This window comes from Vibrio sp. 10N.247.311.13 (assembly GCF_041467595.1).
Classification (GTDB): domain Bacteria; phylum Pseudomonadota; class Gammaproteobacteria; order Enterobacterales; family Vibrionaceae; genus Vibrio; species Vibrio crassostreae_C.
Genome location: NZ_JBFSUX010000002.1, coordinates 225,829 through 244,656 on the forward strand (window position 1 = coordinate 225,829; position 18,828 = coordinate 244,656).

The 18,828-nt window shown below is 43.8% G+C and carries 14 protein-coding genes; 8 read left to right on the plus strand and 6 right to left on the minus strand.

Annotation, left to right across the window (positions count from 1 at the left end; all coding sequences use genetic code 11):
• The first annotated feature begins 5 nt into the window (after positions 1-5).
• On the plus strand, positions 6-1,043 hold the full coding sequence (locus AB6E52_RS01915) for a polysaccharide lyase family 7 protein (protein ID WP_017061470.1): 1,038 nt from the start codon (positions 6-8) through the stop codon (positions 1,041-1,043).
• Positions 1,044-1,273: 230 nt separating this feature from the next.
• Here the strand turns inward: AB6E52_RS01915 and AB6E52_RS01920 are convergent, their stop codons facing one another.
• The 3 genes from AB6E52_RS01920 to AB6E52_RS01930 form a co-directional block, all read right to left on the minus strand.
• Positions 1,274-2,641 (minus strand): MATE family efflux transporter, encoded by a 1,368-nt coding sequence (locus tag AB6E52_RS01920; protein WP_081322222.1) that lies wholly within the window; start codon positions 2,639-2,641, stop codon positions 1,274-1,276.
• Between the two features lie 148 nt (positions 2,642-2,789).
• Positions 2,790-3,512, minus strand: coding sequence for a FadR/GntR family transcriptional regulator (locus tag AB6E52_RS01925; protein ID WP_017063624.1), 723 nt, complete (start codon positions 3,510-3,512; stop codon positions 2,790-2,792).
• A 174-nt stretch (positions 3,513-3,686) separates the two neighbouring features.
• Complete coding sequence (locus tag AB6E52_RS01930; RefSeq protein ID WP_017072470.1) at positions 3,687-4,463, minus strand: SDR family NAD(P)-dependent oxidoreductase; 777 nt, start codon at positions 4,461-4,463, stop codon at positions 3,687-3,689.
• 342 nt (positions 4,464-4,805) lie between these two features.
• Here AB6E52_RS01930 and AB6E52_RS01935 point away from each other — a divergent pair, with 342 nt between their 5' ends.
• The 3 genes from AB6E52_RS01935 (at position 4,806) to AB6E52_RS01945 (ending at position 8,414) form a co-directional block, all read left to right on the plus strand.
• On the plus strand, positions 4,806-5,525 hold the full coding sequence (locus AB6E52_RS01935; RefSeq protein ID WP_102320527.1) for a FadR/GntR family transcriptional regulator: 720 nt from the start codon (positions 4,806-4,808) through the stop codon (positions 5,523-5,525).
• A gap of 283 nt (positions 5,526-5,808) precedes the next feature.
• Positions 5,809-7,671: a DUF294 nucleotidyltransferase-like domain-containing protein gene (locus AB6E52_RS01940; protein ID WP_017069961.1), complete on the plus strand. Its 1,863-nt coding sequence runs from the start codon at positions 5,809-5,811 to the stop codon at positions 7,669-7,671.
• A complete protein-coding gene (locus AB6E52_RS01945; protein ID WP_102320528.1) occupies positions 7,671-8,414 on the plus strand; it encodes a 3'-5' exonuclease in 744 nt (247 codons plus the stop codon). The genes AB6E52_RS01940 and AB6E52_RS01945 overlap by 1 nt, the downstream gene beginning before the upstream one ends.
• A gap of 134 nt (positions 8,415-8,548) precedes the next feature.
• Here AB6E52_RS01945 and AB6E52_RS01950 read toward each other — a convergent pair whose 3' ends face one another.
• Complete coding sequence (locus AB6E52_RS01950; protein ID WP_017069963.1) at positions 8,549-9,298, minus strand: oligogalacturonate-specific porin KdgM family protein; 750 nt, start codon at positions 9,296-9,298, stop codon at positions 8,549-8,551.
• A 1,042-nt stretch (positions 9,299-10,340) separates the two neighbouring features.
• On the minus strand, positions 10,341-10,952 hold the full coding sequence (locus AB6E52_RS01955) for a toxin-antitoxin system YwqK family antitoxin (RefSeq protein ID WP_017061462.1): 612 nt from the start codon (positions 10,950-10,952) through the stop codon (positions 10,341-10,343).
• Between the two features lie 509 nt (positions 10,953-11,461).
• On the opposite strand from AB6E52_RS01955, the gene AB6E52_RS01960 reads away from it, so the two are divergent.
• Both AB6E52_RS01960 and AB6E52_RS01965 read left to right on the plus strand, forming a co-directional pair.
• On the plus strand, positions 11,462-13,234 hold the full coding sequence (locus AB6E52_RS01960; protein ID WP_017067389.1) for a sodium:solute symporter family transporter: 1,773 nt from the start codon (positions 11,462-11,464) through the stop codon (positions 13,232-13,234).
• An 85-nt stretch (positions 13,235-13,319) separates the two neighbouring features.
• Positions 13,320-14,936: a polysaccharide lyase 6 family protein gene (locus AB6E52_RS01965; RefSeq protein ID WP_102320529.1), complete on the plus strand. Its 1,617-nt coding sequence runs from the start codon at positions 13,320-13,322 to the stop codon at positions 14,934-14,936.
• A gap of 170 nt (positions 14,937-15,106) precedes the next feature.
• Here the strand turns inward: AB6E52_RS01965 and AB6E52_RS01970 are convergent, their stop codons facing one another.
• Positions 15,107-15,619, minus strand: coding sequence for a peptide-methionine (S)-S-oxide reductase (locus AB6E52_RS01970; protein ID WP_102320530.1), 513 nt, complete (start codon positions 15,617-15,619; stop codon positions 15,107-15,109).
• Between the two features lie 239 nt (positions 15,620-15,858).
• On the opposite strand from AB6E52_RS01970, the gene AB6E52_RS01975 reads away from it, so the two are divergent.
• Together AB6E52_RS01975 and AB6E52_RS01980 are read left to right on the plus strand one after the other, a co-directional pair.
• Positions 15,859-16,974, plus strand: a complete 1,116-nt coding sequence (locus AB6E52_RS01975) for a YcjF family protein (protein ID WP_102320531.1) — start codon at positions 15,859-15,861, stop codon at positions 16,972-16,974.
• The gene (locus AB6E52_RS01980) at positions 16,961-18,637 is read left to right on the plus strand and encodes a GTPase family protein (protein WP_102320532.1); all 1,677 of its coding nucleotides are present in this window, start codon (positions 16,961-16,963) and stop codon (positions 18,635-18,637) included. The genes AB6E52_RS01975 and AB6E52_RS01980 overlap by 14 nt, the downstream gene beginning before the upstream one ends.
• The last annotated feature ends 191 nt before the right edge of the window (positions 18,638-18,828 follow it).

Here is an 18,828-nt window from a genome sequence, read left to right on the forward strand (position 1 = left end):
GAGTCATGTTTAAGAAAAACATATTAGCAGTGGCGCTATTAGCGACTGTACCAATGGTTACTTTCGCAAATAACGGTGTTTCTTACCCCGTACCTGCCGATAAATTCGATATGCACAATTGGAAAATAACTATACCTTCAGATATCAATGAAGATGGTCGTGTTGACGAAATCGAAGGGGTGGCAATGATGAGCTACTCACACAGCGATTTCTTCCACCTTGATAAAGACGGTAATCTCGTCTTTGAAGTACAAAACCAAGCTATTACCACGAAGAACTCGAAAAACGCACGCTCTGAGTTACGCCAGATGCCACGCGGTGCTGATTTCTCAATCGATACGGCGGACAAAGGAAACCAATGGGCATTGTCTAGCCATCCATCAGCAAGCGAGTACAGTGCCGTTGGCGGCACGCTAGAAGCGACCCTAAAAGTGAATCACGTAGCGATTAACGCTAAGTACCCAGAAAAGTACCCAGCTCACTCGGTGGTTGTTGGTCAGATTCACGCTAAAAAACATAATGAGTTAATCAAAGCTGGAACTGGTTACGGGCATGGTAATGAACCACTAAAGATCTTCTATAAGAAGTTTCCTGGCCAAGAAATGGGTTCAGTATTTTGGAACTATGAGCGTAACCTAGAGAAAAAAGATCCTAACCGTGCCGATATCGCTTATCCAGTGTGGGGTAACACGTGGGAAAACCCTGCAGAGCCGGGTGAAGCGGGTATTGCTCTTGGTGAAGAGTTTAGTTACAAAGTGGAAGTGAAAGGCACCATGATGTACCTAACGTTTGAAACCGAGCGTCACGATACCGTTAAGTATGAAATCGACCTGAGTAAGGGCATCGATGAACTTGATTCACCAACGGGTTATGCTGAAGATGATTTTTACTACAAAGCGGGCGCATACGGCCAATGTAGCGTGAGCGATTCTCACCCTGTATGGGGACCTGGTTGTGGCGGTACTGGCGATTTCGCTGTCGATAAAAAGAATGGCGACTATAACAGTGTGACTTTCTCGGCACTAAAGTTGAACGGCAAATAGTACATAAGGCTAGTTAGAAACAGGCCTTAAGGAATGTTTTCGAAGACCACTGAACCGAATGTTGAGTGGTCTTTTTGTTTTCTATGAGATTTAAGATGAGCCGGGTATCAGCGAGAGTACAATGAAGCTTACCAATGAACGGTACAGCTGAAACAATACAACCTTGTCAAAAGACAAGGTTGTAATCAGAAAGCGTAGAAAGATTTTAGGACGGCGACTCGATACCGGACTTAGTCATACATCAACTCTTTAGCTTTGTCGGCATCAAACTCCTTTAGAGACTTTCGAGCTAAGTGACGGAATGGGAAAGCTTTAACGACTTCTTCGAATGGTTGGATAGCAAAGGCCCAAAAGATAGAGCCATCTAAACCAAAGATGATCAATGCACACAATGGAATTGAAATTACCCATTGACCAGTAAAGTTGATTTTGAAGACTGCGGTCGTTTTTCCTAGTGCTCTTAGTACATTCCCATGAACCGTGTTGTAGCCACGAACAATTGGCAAGAATATGTAGAGTGGGGCGATAACGGCCAATGCTTGATAGGTAGATTCATCCAAGTTCGGGTAAATGTCACCAATGACCAGACTTAATCCTGCGAATAAGAGTGCACAAACGAAAGAAATGACGACTGCAATATCGATACTGGTATCGACGTTTTTGACTAGGTCATCCATCTTTTTGGAGCCAATCGCTTGGCTGATAGTAATCGCGGAAGAGTGAGCCCAAGCGGTAATAAATTGAGAGACAGCCCTGATCCAAGGCATCACCAAAGTAATCGCTACGTAAGCGTTGATGTTAAGTTGCGAATACAACAATTGATATATCGTTGCGCCAATCAAAAGCATGGTCACGTTCGCTGCTACAGGGAATATTTCGATAAAGTGACGGCGAACGTTGGTAAAGAATTCAGAGCGCTGAGCGTCTAATTTGAGTGAAATCGCTGAGCTTAAATGCACGCACAAAACCAAATACAGCAAGCGGATCGTTATTGCAATAATGCTGCCTAATGCAGCGCCTTGTACTCCAATCCCTTCAAAATTAGAAAAACCATGAATCAGCACATATGAGAGTACAGCATTGATAGGCAGTTCAATTAAGTAACCTTTGAATGGGACTTTAGTTCTGCCTAGCGCATTAAATAAAGCAATGATCACCTGCGTTAACGCGGTAAAAATAACGATGTATTTCGAGATGTCTAGATAGCGGCTGATTTCTAAGTGAAGGGAAGCGTCATCTGTTAAAGCTTGAATCAAGGGTTGTTCGAAAAAAGTAAGTAGAAGCCAAAATAGTGTTGCTACGCCAAGGTTGATAAATAACCCTGCCCAAAATGCTTTAGATAATGATGCGGCGATGCCAGAGCCCACTGCGCGGCTTAATACTAACTGAGTACCGTTTGCCAGCGCCATTTGAATTCCCAGAACAAAGGCAACGATAGTCGTCGCAATCCCCATTGCAGCTAAAGGGATTTCACCAAGAGGAGAGACAAGCAGTGTGTCGATCATCAACATCGACTGCATCAAGATACCGTTTAAGGCGAGGGGCCAGGCGAGAGAGAAATTTTTCCTTACGTACGATTGTGAAGACACAAACAACACCTTATGTGTATAACCGTAAGCTTTCTCTGAGGTGGCGGAGTAGAGCGTTTAAAGAAGAAAACACTACGGTAGTTGATGGTTAAAAAATGGGTGCTAAAACAAGACTGACTTGTGTCTTTGAAAAACAAGTCAGTTTGGTTAATCTCGGTTATGCGATGGCTAATTCAACCCTAGAGAGCTTTTGGTTCTCATCGTCTAGCAGGACTTGAGAAGCAATTCGAGCTTGCTTGGCATCGCCAGACATTATTGCGTCGTAAATCGCTTTGTGTTCTTCTAAACAGAAGCGACCGCCTTCAGCGGAGTGGTCGATAAACTGCTTGAAGATAGTCGACAGAATGTTCGCGAATGGAATGTAAAATTGATTACCTGTCGATAAGAAAATCGTTTGGTGAAACAGGTGATCGTTGGTCGTCCACTCTTCATAATCGAAGCTATTTGCTGCGATGGTCATTTTCTGGAAAAGAATCGAAAGCTCTTTGCGTTGCTCTACAGTTGCATTGGTTGCAGCGAGCGCACACGCTTCCGGGTCAATCGCTTTTCTTAAGCCTAAAAATTGAGACAAGAAGGGTTTAGTATCTTCTAAATCTTGGATCCAGTACAGCAATTGCGGGTCCAAGAAGTGCCACTGTGTTCTCGGTTTGATACGAGTGCCCACTTTTGGCTTCGACTCGATTAAACCTTTTGCCGAAAGTAGCTTAGTTGATTCTCGAAGGGCAGTTCTGCTCACTCCAAAGATTTCGCACAGCTCCATTTCGCTGGGTAACTTTTGATTTTCTTCTAACTCGCCTGACAAGATCTTGCGAGCAATTTGTCTCGCCACTTGAACATGAATTCGGCGGCTTGAATCTTCCACCAATGTAAATATTGACATTTAAACCACCTGAAATTGAAACTTTGAAAACACTAAAAGCCAGACGAATCTGGTGTTTAGTGTCAGTGTATACGTCGAATTTAGTGTGAGGTTTTCCCTCATCTACTTGGGTCTGTTAACCTTATATAGTGTGGCGAACTTAAATCGCTGAGTGAGCTTATATAAACCAGCTAACTAGGGCGTTATTTGTCCGCCGTTAACATCTAGGATTTGACCTGTGATGTAACCGCTGCAAGCGTGCGATGCAAAGAAAGCGAATGAAGGGGCAACTTCATCAATATGGCCAAAGCGTCCCATTGGAATGTTGTTAGCAATGGTCGCTTTCAAATCGTCGCTCTTGCCATCGTGAAATGCGGTGTCGATAGTGCCCGGTGAAACAATGTTGAAACGGATATTGTCTTGCGCGAACTCTTTCACCCAATTGCGGTGAATGTCGTGTAACCAAGCCTTAGACGCGGCATAGATGCCTGCACCAACACCACCGCCTTCGCGAGCGGCGATAGATCCTGTGCTAATCACACAAGATGTTTGCCCGGACTCAGCAGCAGAGGCGCGTAAGTGCGGGATAGAGAACTTGGTTGTCATCAGCGCAGAGCGAACATTAAGGTTCATTACGCGCTCATAAAACTCATCATCGATATTTTCTAGATTGGCGCGACCACCAAGGCCACCGGCGTTGTTAATCAACACGTCCATGCCACCAAAATGATCAGTGAACTCTTTGACTAACCTTTCGCACTCTAATGTGTCCATTAGGTTTGCAGGAAAAAAGGCAACATCGCCACCCAGTGCGGTAAGTTCAGATAGAACGTCATCGACTTTTGGGCTGAAAGCACGACTATTGATGCCGATTTTTGCGCCGTATTTTGCAAAGACACGTGCGGTAGCTAAACCCATACCAGCAGTAGAGCCAGTAATTAGAATGCGTTTGCCTTTTAAATCGTTAAACATCAGAGCCGCCTATATTGTAGATTATTCACGCCAATAAATCATACAATAACACTTGCTATATTCAAGGGTGTTTATCTAAAAACGGGTTATTACCGACATAAATAGTGAGAGTAAGGATGGTTTTGTGAGTTCACGCATACATTGAAATAGTAAATGAGAACTATTTGTATGAATTAATAGGTTGAATTGGTTTTATAAACCTAAAGATGAGCAGGTTTGTGAAATATTGCTCCAGCCTTTATTGGTAGTGACCTCACGTTATTCTGATGCTGTGTTGGTGAAGATATAAATCAGTGCTATAGTCCGAGTTAAATAATACATATCTAATCGGTAAGTAGACACATGGCTGGCTCTTTCAATTCTATTTCAGGCTCTAAGCGAAGCCTTCATGTGCAAGTTGCACGTGAAATCGCCCGTGGTATTTTGTCGGGCAATTTGCCTCAAGGTTCTATTATCCCTGGTGAGATGGCTCTGTGTGAGCAATTTGGTATCAGTAGAACAGCATTAAGAGAAGCGGTTAAGCTTCTGACTTCAAAAGGCCTATTAGAATCTCGTCCTAAGATCGGTACTCGCGTTGTTGACCGTGCATTCTGGAACTTCTTAGATCCACAATTGATCGAATGGATGGACGGTTTGGCCGATACAGACCAATTCTGTCATCAGTTTTTGGGTTTACGCCGCGCGATTGAACCAGAAGCGTGTGCTTTAGCTGCTCAGTTCGCGAGTGCAGAACAACGCATTGAGCTGTCTGGTATTTTCCAACAAATGGTAGAAATTTCTAGCGAAGAAACGCTTGATCAAAAGCGTTGGCTAGATATCGACATGAAGTTCCATAGCCTGATCTTCAATGCAACAGGTAACGACTTCTATCTTCCATTTGGTAACATCTTAACGACCATGTTTGTTAACTTTATTTCTCACTCTTCTGAAGAGGGAAGTACTTGTATTAACGAACACCGCCAGATTTATGAAGCAATCATGGCAGGTAATAGTGACAAAGCACGCCACGCGTCAGCAAGTCACCTGTTAGAAACAAACCACAGATTACCAGCCGCTAGTTAATTGTTTTCACTGTTATTTTAGCTTTGATCGTTTTGCATTATCGACGAGAGGGCATTCTCGTAAAACTAGGGTAGTCAAAGTTAAAATTACGGTTATTCAAAAGCTAATTTCAGCAGTGACCTCTAAAAAGCACGTTTGATACGTGCTTTTTTTGCATCCAAATTTGATGAAAACCTGACTGGTGTCCAATATTTAATCTATTATTTGCTGTTTCGTTAAAAGCACTAGTAACCAGTATTTTAAGTTATATAATAATACTAATTAAATTATTGTGAGTGTGATTATGCCCCAGTCTCTACTGCCAAATATTCTTCAATTCATAGGTCAAATCGACCCATTCGATAAGATCCCTAAACAAGCACTTCGCGAACTTGCCTCTAACGTGCAAATTACTTATCTCGGCAAGGGAGATGTGGTCGATTTGTGTGAGTCTGGGAAGGAAAAATCGCTCTATATCATTCGAACGGGCTCTATGGAGCAACGAAAATCGGATGGTGTGCTTCGTGCCCGTCTAGGCAGTGAAGATTTGTTTGGCTTTACGTTCTTAGATTCTGAAGTCAACGACGAAAAAGGCTATAGAGCTGTCGCAATCGAAAACACCTTACTTTATGTGATTCCACACTCGGCACTTCAAACGCTTTTCAAAGCCTTTCCAAGTTGCGCAGAACACTTTGCTTCACAGGCGCAGGTTCGCTTGAAGTCGGCACTGGATGTGGTCTGGTCGAATAAAGAGAAAGGCCTGTTCATTCGTAAAGTTGAGGAAGTGGCAAGCGGGCAGGTGGCAATTGTTAAGTCTGAGCAAACCATCCAGTCGGTTGCGGTTGAAATGCTTCATCAACGCTCACCGTGTGCCGTGATCTATGAAGGTGAAACCATTGTTGGTTTGATCACCGACCGAGACATGACTAAGCGAGTGATTGCCCACGGCGTGAGTACTGATAGCCTGATCTCAGAGGTAATGACGCACTCTCCACTTACTGTAAAACCGGATGATCTGGTGCTGCATGCGGCCTCTATCATGATGCAATTTAATATCCGTAACTTGCCCGTTGTGAAAGAGAATAAGGTCGTTGGTCTTCTTACTACGTCTCATTTGGTTCAAAACCACCGTGTTCAAGCGATATTCTTGATCGAGAAAATCAAATACGCGGGCAGCGTGAAAACCATGTCTTCGTTCACCTCAGAGCGACAAGCTATTTTTGAAGCGCTGGTGGAAGGTAAAGTGGCGCCTGAAACCGTCGGCAAGGTAATGACCATGATTATGGACGCCTACACCCGTCGATTGATTCAAATAGCGATTGATAAGTTAGGCCCACCACCGTGTGATTTCTCTTGGATCGTAGCCGGATCGCACGCACGTAATGAAGTGCACATGTTGTCGGACCAAGACAGCGCGATTGTTCTTGCTGACGATGCAACCGACAGTGACCGTATTTACTTCAAACACTTAGCGATGATGGTGACCAACGGCTTAGCAAGCTGTCACTACCCATTATGTCCAGGTAAATTCATGGCTGCGACGCCAAAATGGTGTCAGCCACTCAGTGTATGGAAGCACTACTACAAGAAGTGGGTGGCTAACCCAGAGTACGAACGCTTGCTTAATATCAGTGTGTTCCTAGAAATTCGTACTATCTACGGCAACAGTGAGTTCGAAGGTATTCTGCGCGATGAGCTGCATAGCAATATTCGCGGTAACCGTGAGTTTTTAAGCACGCTAGTGAAAGACGCGGTCAATACCAACCCGCCACTTGGCATCTTCAATAGCTTAGTGCTAGAGAAGTCAGGTGAGAATAAGAAAACGTTGAACGTGAAGAAGTACGCGATCAACTTGATTATCGACTTAGCGCGTATTTATGGCCTTGCTGTGGAGTGCGATTTGTCGGCGACTGACGAACGTTTCGCTGCTGCCAATGAAAAAGGCATGCTGAGCGACGATGCATTCAAGAACATTCTGGGTGCTTACCAGTTCATTCTCTCTTTCCGTTTTGGCCATCAACTTGAAGCGCTGAAGAACGGGGATGTGCCTGACAACAACATCAACCCAGATAGCTTTGGTAGCTTTGAGCGTAAACACTTGAAAGATGCCTTTAGGATCATTGCTGACCTTCAAGAAGCGGCGAAAATTCGTTTCGGAGCACGTTAATGAAGCTATGTTCAACTAATAAATGTTTAAAACGAATGCTAAACTATTTTCACCCGCTTGAACGAATTAAACGCAAGCGTAAGCAATATTTGGGTACGGTTAAGCTGCCAGAAGCGTTACATGATCTCGTAGATCAGCCTTGCCCTGAAATGACGGATTTGGCCAAAGACAGCGACTATATCGTGTTGGATCTCGAAACCACAGGCTTAGACAGCGAACAAGATCTTATCTTGTCTATGGGATGGGTCGATGTGGTGAAAGGACGAATCGATTTGGCTTCTGCCAAGCATATCTACCTGAACAATGATTCTCAGATTAACGCTGAAACTGCGGTGATTAACCACATCACACCACAGATGCTGGAAGAGGGCGCATCTATTCATGATGCGATGCTCACTTTCTTCGAAGCAGCGAAAGGCAAGATTATCGTCGCGCACGCGTGTGTAGTCGAAGAGAAGTTCATTAGCCAATACCTTCTTCGCTGCTACGGTTTAAGAGCGATTCCTCTGCTTTGGCTTGATACCTTGTGTATTGAGAAAAGCATGGAGAAAGCGATCAGCAATCATGAAGAAGTCGATTTAACCTTGGCAGGGACTCGCGAAAGGTACGGGCTTCCTGAGTACAACAGCCACAATGCATTAGCCGATGCCGTTTCGACAGCGGAATTGTTTTTGGCTCAGCAGAAGCGAGTTGTGCCTAACGATAATGTGACCGTTGCCTTTCTCTATCGGATTAGTCACTAGGAAAAAGAGCTGCAAGTGCGCGGCTCTTATTTTACTGATTTTAAAGGAAAAAAAGCCAGCGATTAAGCTGGCTTTTGTTTAGGTCTTAGAAAATTAGGACAGTAATTATCTTAGATTATTCATGTAGCTATCGATTAGAAGCTGTAAGTTAGACCAACACGGCTACGCAGTTCACGAGTCGCTTTAGTTGATGAAGTGCTCACATCACCAAACTCTACATATGGTGCCCATTGACCCATAATATGGCGAATGCTTGCGTTCAACTCGTAGTTGGTATCGTCGTTGTCGTAGATGTCATAGCCATCCGCTTTGTAGTAGTTACCTTCTAGACCAAAGCGCCAGTTTTCCATTGAGTAGTTAACGTTTGCCGTTAGACGGTGACGACGTTGATTAGAAACGTTTTTATCAACCGTGATTGGAACACCGTCACTATCAACAATAACATCACCATTGTCATCGAATTGATACTCTGAGCTGCTAGTGTTCTGTCTCATATCGTAACGGTAACGAGCACTTAGGCTTAGGCCATCAACGCTATCCACTTTGTATGTTGCACGAACTTGAGGCTTGTATGTAACGCCAGATTCACGAGCTTCAATTGGCATACCGTAAGTCATTGTCCAGTTATCGTTTAGTACATGACGGTAGTTTAGACCAAGCTCCCAACCATTGTTCTTCAAATCTTCCATGAATTTACCGTCTTCTCCCTTGAATTTCGCTTCGATATCTACAAGGAAGTTGCCAATGCTATCGCCAAGTTTTACACGAGTAGCGTGTTGATCTGTATGACTCTTGTATTCGTGTCTCATATCGAAAGACGCAGCAGATACAGAGCCAGCAGCGAGTACAGATGCCACAGCAATCACGATTTTAGTTTTATTCATGGTATTAATTCCATATTTATATGGTTGAGTATTGGCCATAATTACAAGCCAAATAGAGTAGTTCTTGTCTTAAATGCATTTTGTTTTTGAAATTATTTCTTGGTTATTTCAAATTTGTTTTGCATTTAAATAATACAAATATGGTAGCGATCCGAGGCGTGATGATCTGTGAACTTGATCGTGTTGTTAGGACAAAACCACTATTTACAAAGGGTTACAAAATCGAGTTGTTTCGTTAAGTTGATGTTTTTTAGTGATTTGTTTGGCTGTTGATAATGGTTTTGAAGAGTTTTGTTCATCAATAAATGTGCGCTACAGCAAAAAATTGAACCTTTAGATATCATTTTTATTTGTAATACATTATTATTTACTAACTTTCTGTAGCAACACATAACTTTGCTGTGTTGATTGCATGAACAGACGGTGTGAAGCCGAATAAGTAAGAGTGGTCTTGAAGCTAAATGGATTAAATCCACCGCTTTAAGAACATGAGACATTTACTTGAGGTGATTTAAAGCTCAATCAGAGAAGGTTTGAAATGTAGTAGGCAAGGTAGTGACATAGCCTGCTATATAAGTATGAACTTGATAGGAATGAACTGGGTTCGAATCGTTACCCGTTGTTCTCATCAGCGACAAAGAAGAAATCGTTGAAGTGCTTGCGAAAGCATTTTGATTATTGCTCCCAACTATTCTAATTATAACTTCTGCTTTCATCTAGAAAGGTAGGAGATGGTAGTCGAAGATCTACCCTTGCGCTCATGTTGATACAGGCAACATGAGCGTTTTTTTATTTGAAATTTGAGTAGAGAGTCGTGTGCGGCTCAATAAGCGTGTAAACCGCGGCTTAAGAATAGGCTTTTAGGTTGATGACAACACGCTCAAGTGAGTCTGTTACAGCATCAAAGCCACGAACATTCACGCTTAATCACATGAATGTTCGTTTCTCTTCTCTTGTCTCTTAGTTGCAGACGTGTAGCTGCAAACTTTAACAGCAGGCGTTTAGTTATATCAAAGAGCTCCGTGAGAGCTGTTCTTGAGGCTTAGCTTTCTGTAGGCATCCACACCTGTTTAGAGGTGACTTTGTGATCTTTAAAGGTCAGTTCTTCAACTTTGTCACCGTTAGTATTCCAGCGAGTAAGTTTTCCGTTCGCGACTTCACCTTCATCAAACTTCGCTTGGCTGGCCTTATTACCGTTCGGGTAGTAGTCCGTTACCAATCCATCTTTTTGTCCGTCGCTGTATTCAGCTGTCAAGCTTTGTTCCCCATTGGGATACCAGCGAGAGGCGGTGCCTGATAGTTCATTGTCTTTATAATTGAGTTCTGCTTTTTTCTGTCCGTTTGGATACCAGGTTTCAGCTTTGCCTTGCAGTTCACCTTTTACGTAATTCACTTTAGAAGCGACTTGGCCATTCGGATACCAGTTAGTTTCTAGCCCAAGTTCTAAGCCATCGGCAAACTGAGCTTGGGTCGCGACTTGGCCGTTATCGAACTTCTCTTCAAATTGACCAGTGAAAGGTTTTGAATGGTTTACTTGGTAAGCCACGCCTTTACGCATCTGTAAGTAGTCAACAGCATCTTCACGCGGTGTTGCTGCGTAGCTCATAGAAGATACCGTACTAAGAGCAATTAAGATTGGAACGTATTTCTTCATAATGACACCTTTTTATTGGACGGGGAAAGTGTAACGGGTGTGTTAAAAGCATTTCACTTCCGTGTATCCCTGTCAGTATCTAATAGTGGTTTTCAAGTTTTCATTATTGGCTGCCTAATATAGGGAACTTTTAAAAGCAAATTATCGATCTTATTTGTACTACAAATATATTGGTTTAATTCATTTTTATAAATTATATCTAACGATATTTTTGCTGCTCTTCTTTAAGCTTTGATCGTCAAGAATAATAGTTTTTAACGATGAATCTTCGATTTTTAGAGACTTTGTTCATGTTTTTCGGGGTTTTGGTCGAAATTTAGTGCGGATAACTGCACTGACTTGAGGAATTGCGCTCCTAGGTGGTGCAACTTTGAACTCGATCACTTGTATGATTAATTGAGTGTCAGACTGTAAGATCATTGTCACGCATTTGGATTATTGTAGTACAAATATACTTGCCATTTATTTATAGTGACCTCAACAAAAAAACATAAATAAAAGGTCTAACGATGGAACTCAATACCCTGATAGTTGGCATCTACTTCCTATTCTTAATTGCGATAGGGTGGATGTTTCGAACGTTTACAAGTACGACAAGTGATTACTTCCGTGGGGGAGGTAATATGCTGTGGTGGATGGTAGGTGCAACCGCATTTATGACCCAGTTCAGTGCTTGGACATTTACTGGTGCAGCAGGTAAAGCCTTTACCGATGGCTTTGCCGTAGCGATTATCTTCATCGCGAACGCATTCGGTTACCTAATGAACTACCTTTACTTCGCTCCGAAGTTCCGTCAACTGCGTGTTGTGACGGTAATTGAAGCGATTCGTATGCGTTTTGGTAAGGTGAATGAGCAAGTATTTACTTGGTCTGGTATGCCAAACAGCGTTATCTCTGCAGGTATTTGGTTGAATGGTCTAGCAATCATCGCATCGGGTATCTTCGGCTTTGATATGACAACGACGATTGTCCTAACGGGTCTGGTTGTACTGGTGATGTCAGTGACGGGCGGCTCTTGGGCGGTAATCGCATCTGACTTTATGCAGATGGTTATCATCATGGCAGTAACGGTGACATGTGCAGTCGTTGCTATTTACCACGGTGGCGGTGTTACGCAGATCATTAGCGACTTCCCAACGGATTCGTTCATCACGGGTGACAACCTTAACTACATGAGCATCTTCAGCATCTGGGCTGTGTTCATCTTCTTAAAGCAGTTCAGCATTACCAACAACATGCTTAACTCTTACCGTTACCTTGCTGCAAAAGATTCAAACAACGCACGTAAAGCAGCACTGCTTGCTTGTGTACTAATGACGCTTGGTCCAATCATCTGGTTCATGCCTTCTTGGTTCATGGCTGGTCAAGGTGTTGATTTAGCAGCTGCTTACCCAGAAGCTGGCAGCAAAGCCGCTGACTTCGCTTACCTTTACTTCGTTCAAGAATACATGCCTGCAGGTATGGTTGGCCTTCTGATTGCCGCTATGTTCGCAGCAACAATGTCTTCAATGGACTCAGGTCTAAACCGTAACTCAGGTATCTTCGTTAAGAACTTCTACGAGCCGATTCTTCGTCCTAAAGCGACAGAGAAAGAGCTAATGGTTGTTTCTAAACTAACGTCTACCTTCTTCGGTATCGCGATCATCTTGGTTGCTCTGTTCATCAACTCTCTTAAAGGTCTGAGCCTTTTCGACACCATGATGTACGTGGGCGCATTGATCGGCTTCCCAATGACAATTCCAGCATTCTGTGGCTTCTTCATCCGTAAAACACCGGATTGGGCAGGTTGGGGCACGCTAGTTGTAGGTGGTGTGGTTTCTTACTTCGTTGGTTTCGTTATCACTGCGGACATGATTCAAAACTGGTTCGGTCTAAATGAACTAACTGGCCGTGAGTGGGCTGACCTGAAAGTGGCTATCGGCCTTATCGGTCACATCATATTTACTGCTGGCTTCTTTGTTCTTTCAACACTGTTCTACAAGCCTCTTGCTGAGCACCGTGAGAAAGACGTAGACAAGTTCTTCAACAACCTAGCGACGCCACTAGTTGCTGAAAGTAATGAACAGAAGAAACTGGATAACAAGCAACGTCGTATGTTGGGTTCACTTATCGCGGTAGCGGGTGTGGGCGTAATGACTATGTTCGTACTGCCAAACCCAATGTGGGGACGCATGGTATTCGTTCTGTGTGGCTTGATTGTGTTCTCTGTTGGTCTGTTACTTGTTAAAGCAGTCGATGACAAAGTCGAGCAACAAGACGAAGTGACTCCAGCCGAAGGCTAATTTAATACGCATCCTAAATAACATCACGGCCACCTGAACGGGTGGTCGTCATTTTTATAATCCAAACTTTAATGTGAGATGTACGATGAACAAAAAATTATTATCGGTAAGCATTATTAGCGCGTTCACACTCGCTTTTGCAACAGGCTGTACAACACAAGAAAAAACAGCACCCGTAGTCAGTGTCGCTGAACAAGCTACGCCTGCTGTTAGCGAAATTGACCGTAGTTACCTATTGAGCAGTGACCGCTTAACAGAGGTAGATGGCGACACTTTAGCCGTTGCTTCGGAAGAGCAAGTGGCTGCGCTTAAAGCACAATTTGAAAACCTAAAAGATGGCGACGAAGTGGTTATCCCTGCCGGTAAATACGCGAACTTAGGTCAAGTGACGATCATGGCGAATGACATCACTATCAAGGCTGAGCAAGCAGGCTCTGCGTGGATCACTGGTTTGATTCAGTTTGAACTGAAAGGCGATGACATCACGCTTGATGGCTTGGTATTTACTGAGGGCGGTCCTAACGAACGCTTTGGTGCAGTACGTATGATGGGTAATGGCAACACGCTGCAAAACTCAACATTCTACTACTTCAACCATGATTACACGTACGAGCCAGACGAGCGTCGTTCTGAGTATCCAAAGTACCTATGGGTTTCTCTATGGGGTAAAGATGGCAAAGTCATCAACAACCGTTTCGAAGGTAAGCAAAAACGCGGCACTTTGATCGGTGTACAAAAAGATGACACAGCCGACAACCACCTGATCGCAAATAATATCTTCATGGATCAAAAGCCTAACCAATTCAATGAATTCGATATCAAAGAAGCGATTCGTTACAACGGCAACAGCTGGGAAGCGATCCGTATTGGTGATTCTAAAGCTTCACAGTGGGATTCAAGTTCTAAGTTCGTGAACAACCTGATGATCGATATGGATGGTGAGCGTGAGCTTATCTCGATTAAGTCGGGCGACAACATCATCTCAGGTAATACTATTTTCCAAAGCACCGCGCTTATTTCACTGCGTCACGGAAAAGGCAACACGGTTGAGAACAACATGATTCTTGGCAATGGAAAGCGCCTAACCGGCGGCGTCCGTATCTACGATGAAGATCATGTGATTCGCAATAACTACATTGCAAACACTCGAGGCCGCGATGGTTTGATCGAAGGCAACGCTGACCTACGTGGCGGCATTGTTATTAACACAGGTATTATCGACGTAGCGAATGGTGAGCAGCTAGATCAATCGGTGAAAGGCAAAGAGCTTAATAAGCAGTGGACACCGAAAAACATCACGATCGAGAACAACTCGCTAGTTGATACTGAGTGGGGTATTGTTTACGGCAACCAAAGCCACCGTGTAAGTTTGTTTGACAACGCAGAAGTGGAAGGCATTTATGCGGGCGTTGATGTGGCGTTCAAACACAACGTGGTTGATAACTCGCAGTCACCTGAGTTTGTAAGTGTCCGTGCAACGCAAGACTTCCCATTAGTTGGCGCAACCTACACAGACGAAACTTACGTAGGTCAAGTAACGGATTCTGAACTGATCGAAGGCTACTCGGTTGAGCTACCAAAAGTCGTTGTAGAAAATGGCATTAACGCTTACCAAGGTGAAGGCGCAGACGTGTCTAAACTTGCGGTTGTGACAGCTGAAACAGCGGGTCCAGACTACGTGCTTGAGAATACGACTAAGTAAGTTATTAGTTAATGGCTAATGGTTAATGGTTTAATGGCATGAGTTATCAAATCAATTCACGATAGCTGACCTGACCTGACCTGACCATAACACTTAAAAAGCCTCAACAGATAATGTCTGTTGAGGCTTTATCGATCTTAGGTCGTGATCATCTCAATCTTACGTCGAGACTACTGTGATTTATACTTATGCAGTAGATCCCAAGGGATATGACATAAGTGGTGATCTTCAGGGAAGTCACTTAAGTGATGCTGGTGGATGTCGTCGCTGGCAACATAATTGGTCAACGGCAACACCTCAACAGCGATACGGTCGGCATCATCTCTTGAAGAAATATAGTGCTTAGCTTCGGTTAAGTGTTCTGCATTAGTGCTGTATACACCTGTGCGGTATTTCTCTCCGACATCGACACCTTGTTTATTCAAGCTGTAAGGGTCGATAATCTCAAACAAGTGTTCCATCAAAATCGTGACTGACGTGATGTTTGGATCAAATTCAATTTGTACGCACTCCGCGTAGCCATTGTAATCGCTTTGTGTGCCGTCGCTTTGTGTCGTTTTGTTCTCTGTTGGCTGGGCGCTTCCATTAGCACGGCCTGCTTCTGTGCTGATAACACCAGGAACGTACTTAATAAATTCTTGTACACCCCACAAGCAGCCGCCAGCTAAATAAATTTGTTCCATACTTCTCTTTGAGCTCTCTGTGTTTGTTGATGTTCGTTAGGTACCCGAATCAATACGATGATACCCGTACGTATAAAAAAGCGTCTATAAAAATGAGCGCGCAAATAAAAACAAGCGTTTAGGCATTGTAAACCTGTGCGACTGAACAAACATAAGTTTAATATGATTTGTGATTATATAAGTCAGTATTGCTTTGTCATCAACTCGAATCTCAACATCAAGTGAGCGTTACTCTAAACATGTTTGATCAAATAAAAGACTTCATTAATCCGAGCAAGAACCCAGACTTGACTCAGGCTCATGAATATCAGCGCAAGCATCTTCCTACATTGTGGCTGTTGGGCAAAACGGGGGCGGGCAAGTCATCGTTTATTCAAGCGGTCACGGGCGACTCTTCTGTAGAAGTGGGCAATGGTTTTGCGCCTTGTACCATGACGGCGATGTCGTATGAGTTTCCGCAAGACAAACCCGTGATGAGGTTTCTTGATACCAGAGGACTCAGCGAAGCGAATTACGATGCGAAAGAGGATTTGGAAGAGATTGGTCAGGCAGGTAATGCGTTAGTCGTTGTAATGAAAGCCGACGAACCTGAACAATCCGCTGTGCTTACGGCTCTAAAACAGATTAAGAAACAGAAGAAGATTAAACACTTGTTGCTGCTTCATACGGCGGTGTTGTCTTCCAGTGAACCAGATCGAGCAAGGCAAATTCAGTTCAACACCAACCAAGTAGAGAAGGCTTGGGGTAAAGAGTTTGAATCGGTAGCGGTCGATTTCGAAACGGATGACAACGCTATGTCTAACAGCGAAGCGGTTTACAACTATGACATCTTGTTAGAAAAGCTGAGCAGTATTCTTCCGGTGATAGGAATGATGGTGCAAGACAAAGAACATTCCACGCAAGAAGAAGCCAACTTTGATCAAGTAGAAAACGAAGTGCTTTGGTATGCAGGAAGTGCCGCAGCGAGTGACCTGATTCCGGGTGTTGGTTTGGTGTCGGTACCTGCGATTCAAGCCAAAATGCTTCACAGCTTGGCCAATCAATATGGGGTCGAATGGAATAAGAGAGTCTTTAGTGAGTTGATAGGCACTCTGGGAAGCAGCTTTGCTTTGCAATACGGAATGAAGCTGGGCACTCGACAGTTGATAAAGCTGATTCCAGTTTATGGTCAAACGGTAGGTGCGGTGACTGCAGCGGCAATGAGTTTCGGCACCTCTTATGGTTTGGGTCGCGCGGCTTGTTTTTACTTCTATCATAAGAACAAAGGTGAAGAAGTGTCTGAACAAGAGATGCAGAAGATCTACAAAGAATCTCTGAAAAAAGGAAAGGCGGCGTCGGGTTATGAAGAAAATTAGAAACCTATTTCGATTACTGGCGGTGCTATCGAGCGGACGCTGGGGCATTGCCCTGATTTCGGCGATCTTCCCAAGCATTATCATGATGGGTTTTGGTGTCTTCTTGGCGATCAAATACGGTTATCTACTCGAAATGTCGATTGCCATTGCCGTGAGTACCTTGGTGTTCACCATTCCTTTATTCATTTCTAGCCGTTCTTCAAGCCGCTCTTCAAATAAAGAGTCTTTCTCGAATAAAGAGAGTGGCGGCCTTGGCGAGGATACTGCTGAAGCTGAATCACAGCATAAAAAAGCTGATATCAACGATGCATTGGTTAAGGCTTCGGCTGATTGGTCTCAAAAAGAACTGTCGATCTGGAATGATTCAAAACACCATGTACGCCAACAATTAATGGTCGACATAGAGTGGGGTAACCTAGACCAAACCGGTTTAGAGGTACTTGAATTTGTTGCGAAAAAGTTTGATAAGAAATCACTCGATTTTTCGATTCCTGAAGGGCTAAAGCTGTTCGAAGAGGTCAGCCGACGCTACAAATTGGTAGTGCGAGAGCATATCCCCGGCATTGAGTATCTCAAGGTTTCTTACATCAAAGCGGGCTACGAAGCCTACGATAAATACGGTGAGCTAGAACAGAAGATCTTCAAAGCGGCTATTTGGGGTAACCACCTTAAAAACTTGTATTTGAATCCACTCAAGGTGATTTCTGATTTAGGACGAGAACAAGCGACAGCAACGATGACAAGGGGTGTGGTTGATGACATGCAATACGCCGCCAAACAAGCCTTGTTAGATGAAGTTGCGGCGGTGGCGATTGACCTCTACAGCGGACGTTTCAGCATTGAAGATGAGGCACTTAAAGTGTCTGATGTTTCTGAACTCGACGAACAACGCTTTGCTCCAGAGCTAGAGCCTGTGCGAATCGTGCTGGTGGGACAAACCAGTTCGGGTAAATCTTCACTTATCAATGCACTCAAGCAAGAGTTGGTTGCAGAAGTGGATGTGCTGCCATCAACCGACACTTCAACGGTGTATAACGCGTTTGTCGACGACAATGATGTTCGCGTTGTTGATCTTCAGGGGCTTGATGGCAATCCTAAAACCGAAGCCTTAATGCTGAAAGAGATGACCCAAGCGGATGTGGTGCTATGGGTGCTTAAAGCCAATCAGTCTGCACGTGATTTGGATAAGCAATTGAAAGATAGATTTGATGCTTTCTATGACGATCCTAAGAACATCTCACGCAAGAAACCGATTGTGGTGTCGGTTGTGAATCAGGTAGACAGATTAAAGCCTGTAGACGATTGGCAGCCACCGTATGACTTAGAGAATCCAACATCGACCAAAGCGAAGATCATTGCTCAAGCGCTCGAATACAATCAAACACTGCTGCTGCCGGACATTGCTTTGCCGCTGGCGATTGCGCCAGACAAGGTAAAGTTTGGTTTAGATACTTTAAGGCAGACGTTGATCGAGCGTATCGCTGACGCAAATAACGTGCAGAGAAACCGCCAACGTTTAGAAGCCATGAAAAGAGGCACGTCAGTTAAAGGTCAACTGAATAAAGCAGTCAAAGTGGGTAAGAAGGTGGCACCCAGCGCATTGAAAGCGGCGACACCAAAACTGGCTGAAATGGCCATCAAGCAAGCCGTGAAGAAGAAGTAAGTCATTCACTGCGAATACGGTTCTGGTGAGGTTTGAGCCTCATCAGAATTTATCTTTTCTAGATCGGCGAGTTTTGGATCTTGGCTTTATTAGATGATGGCTTTTTTAGAAAACAGCTATCTTCGCCCCTTATTAGGGCTTTGTTTCCTAAATCAGGGAACTAATGCTTAAAGCTACGATCAGATCATCTA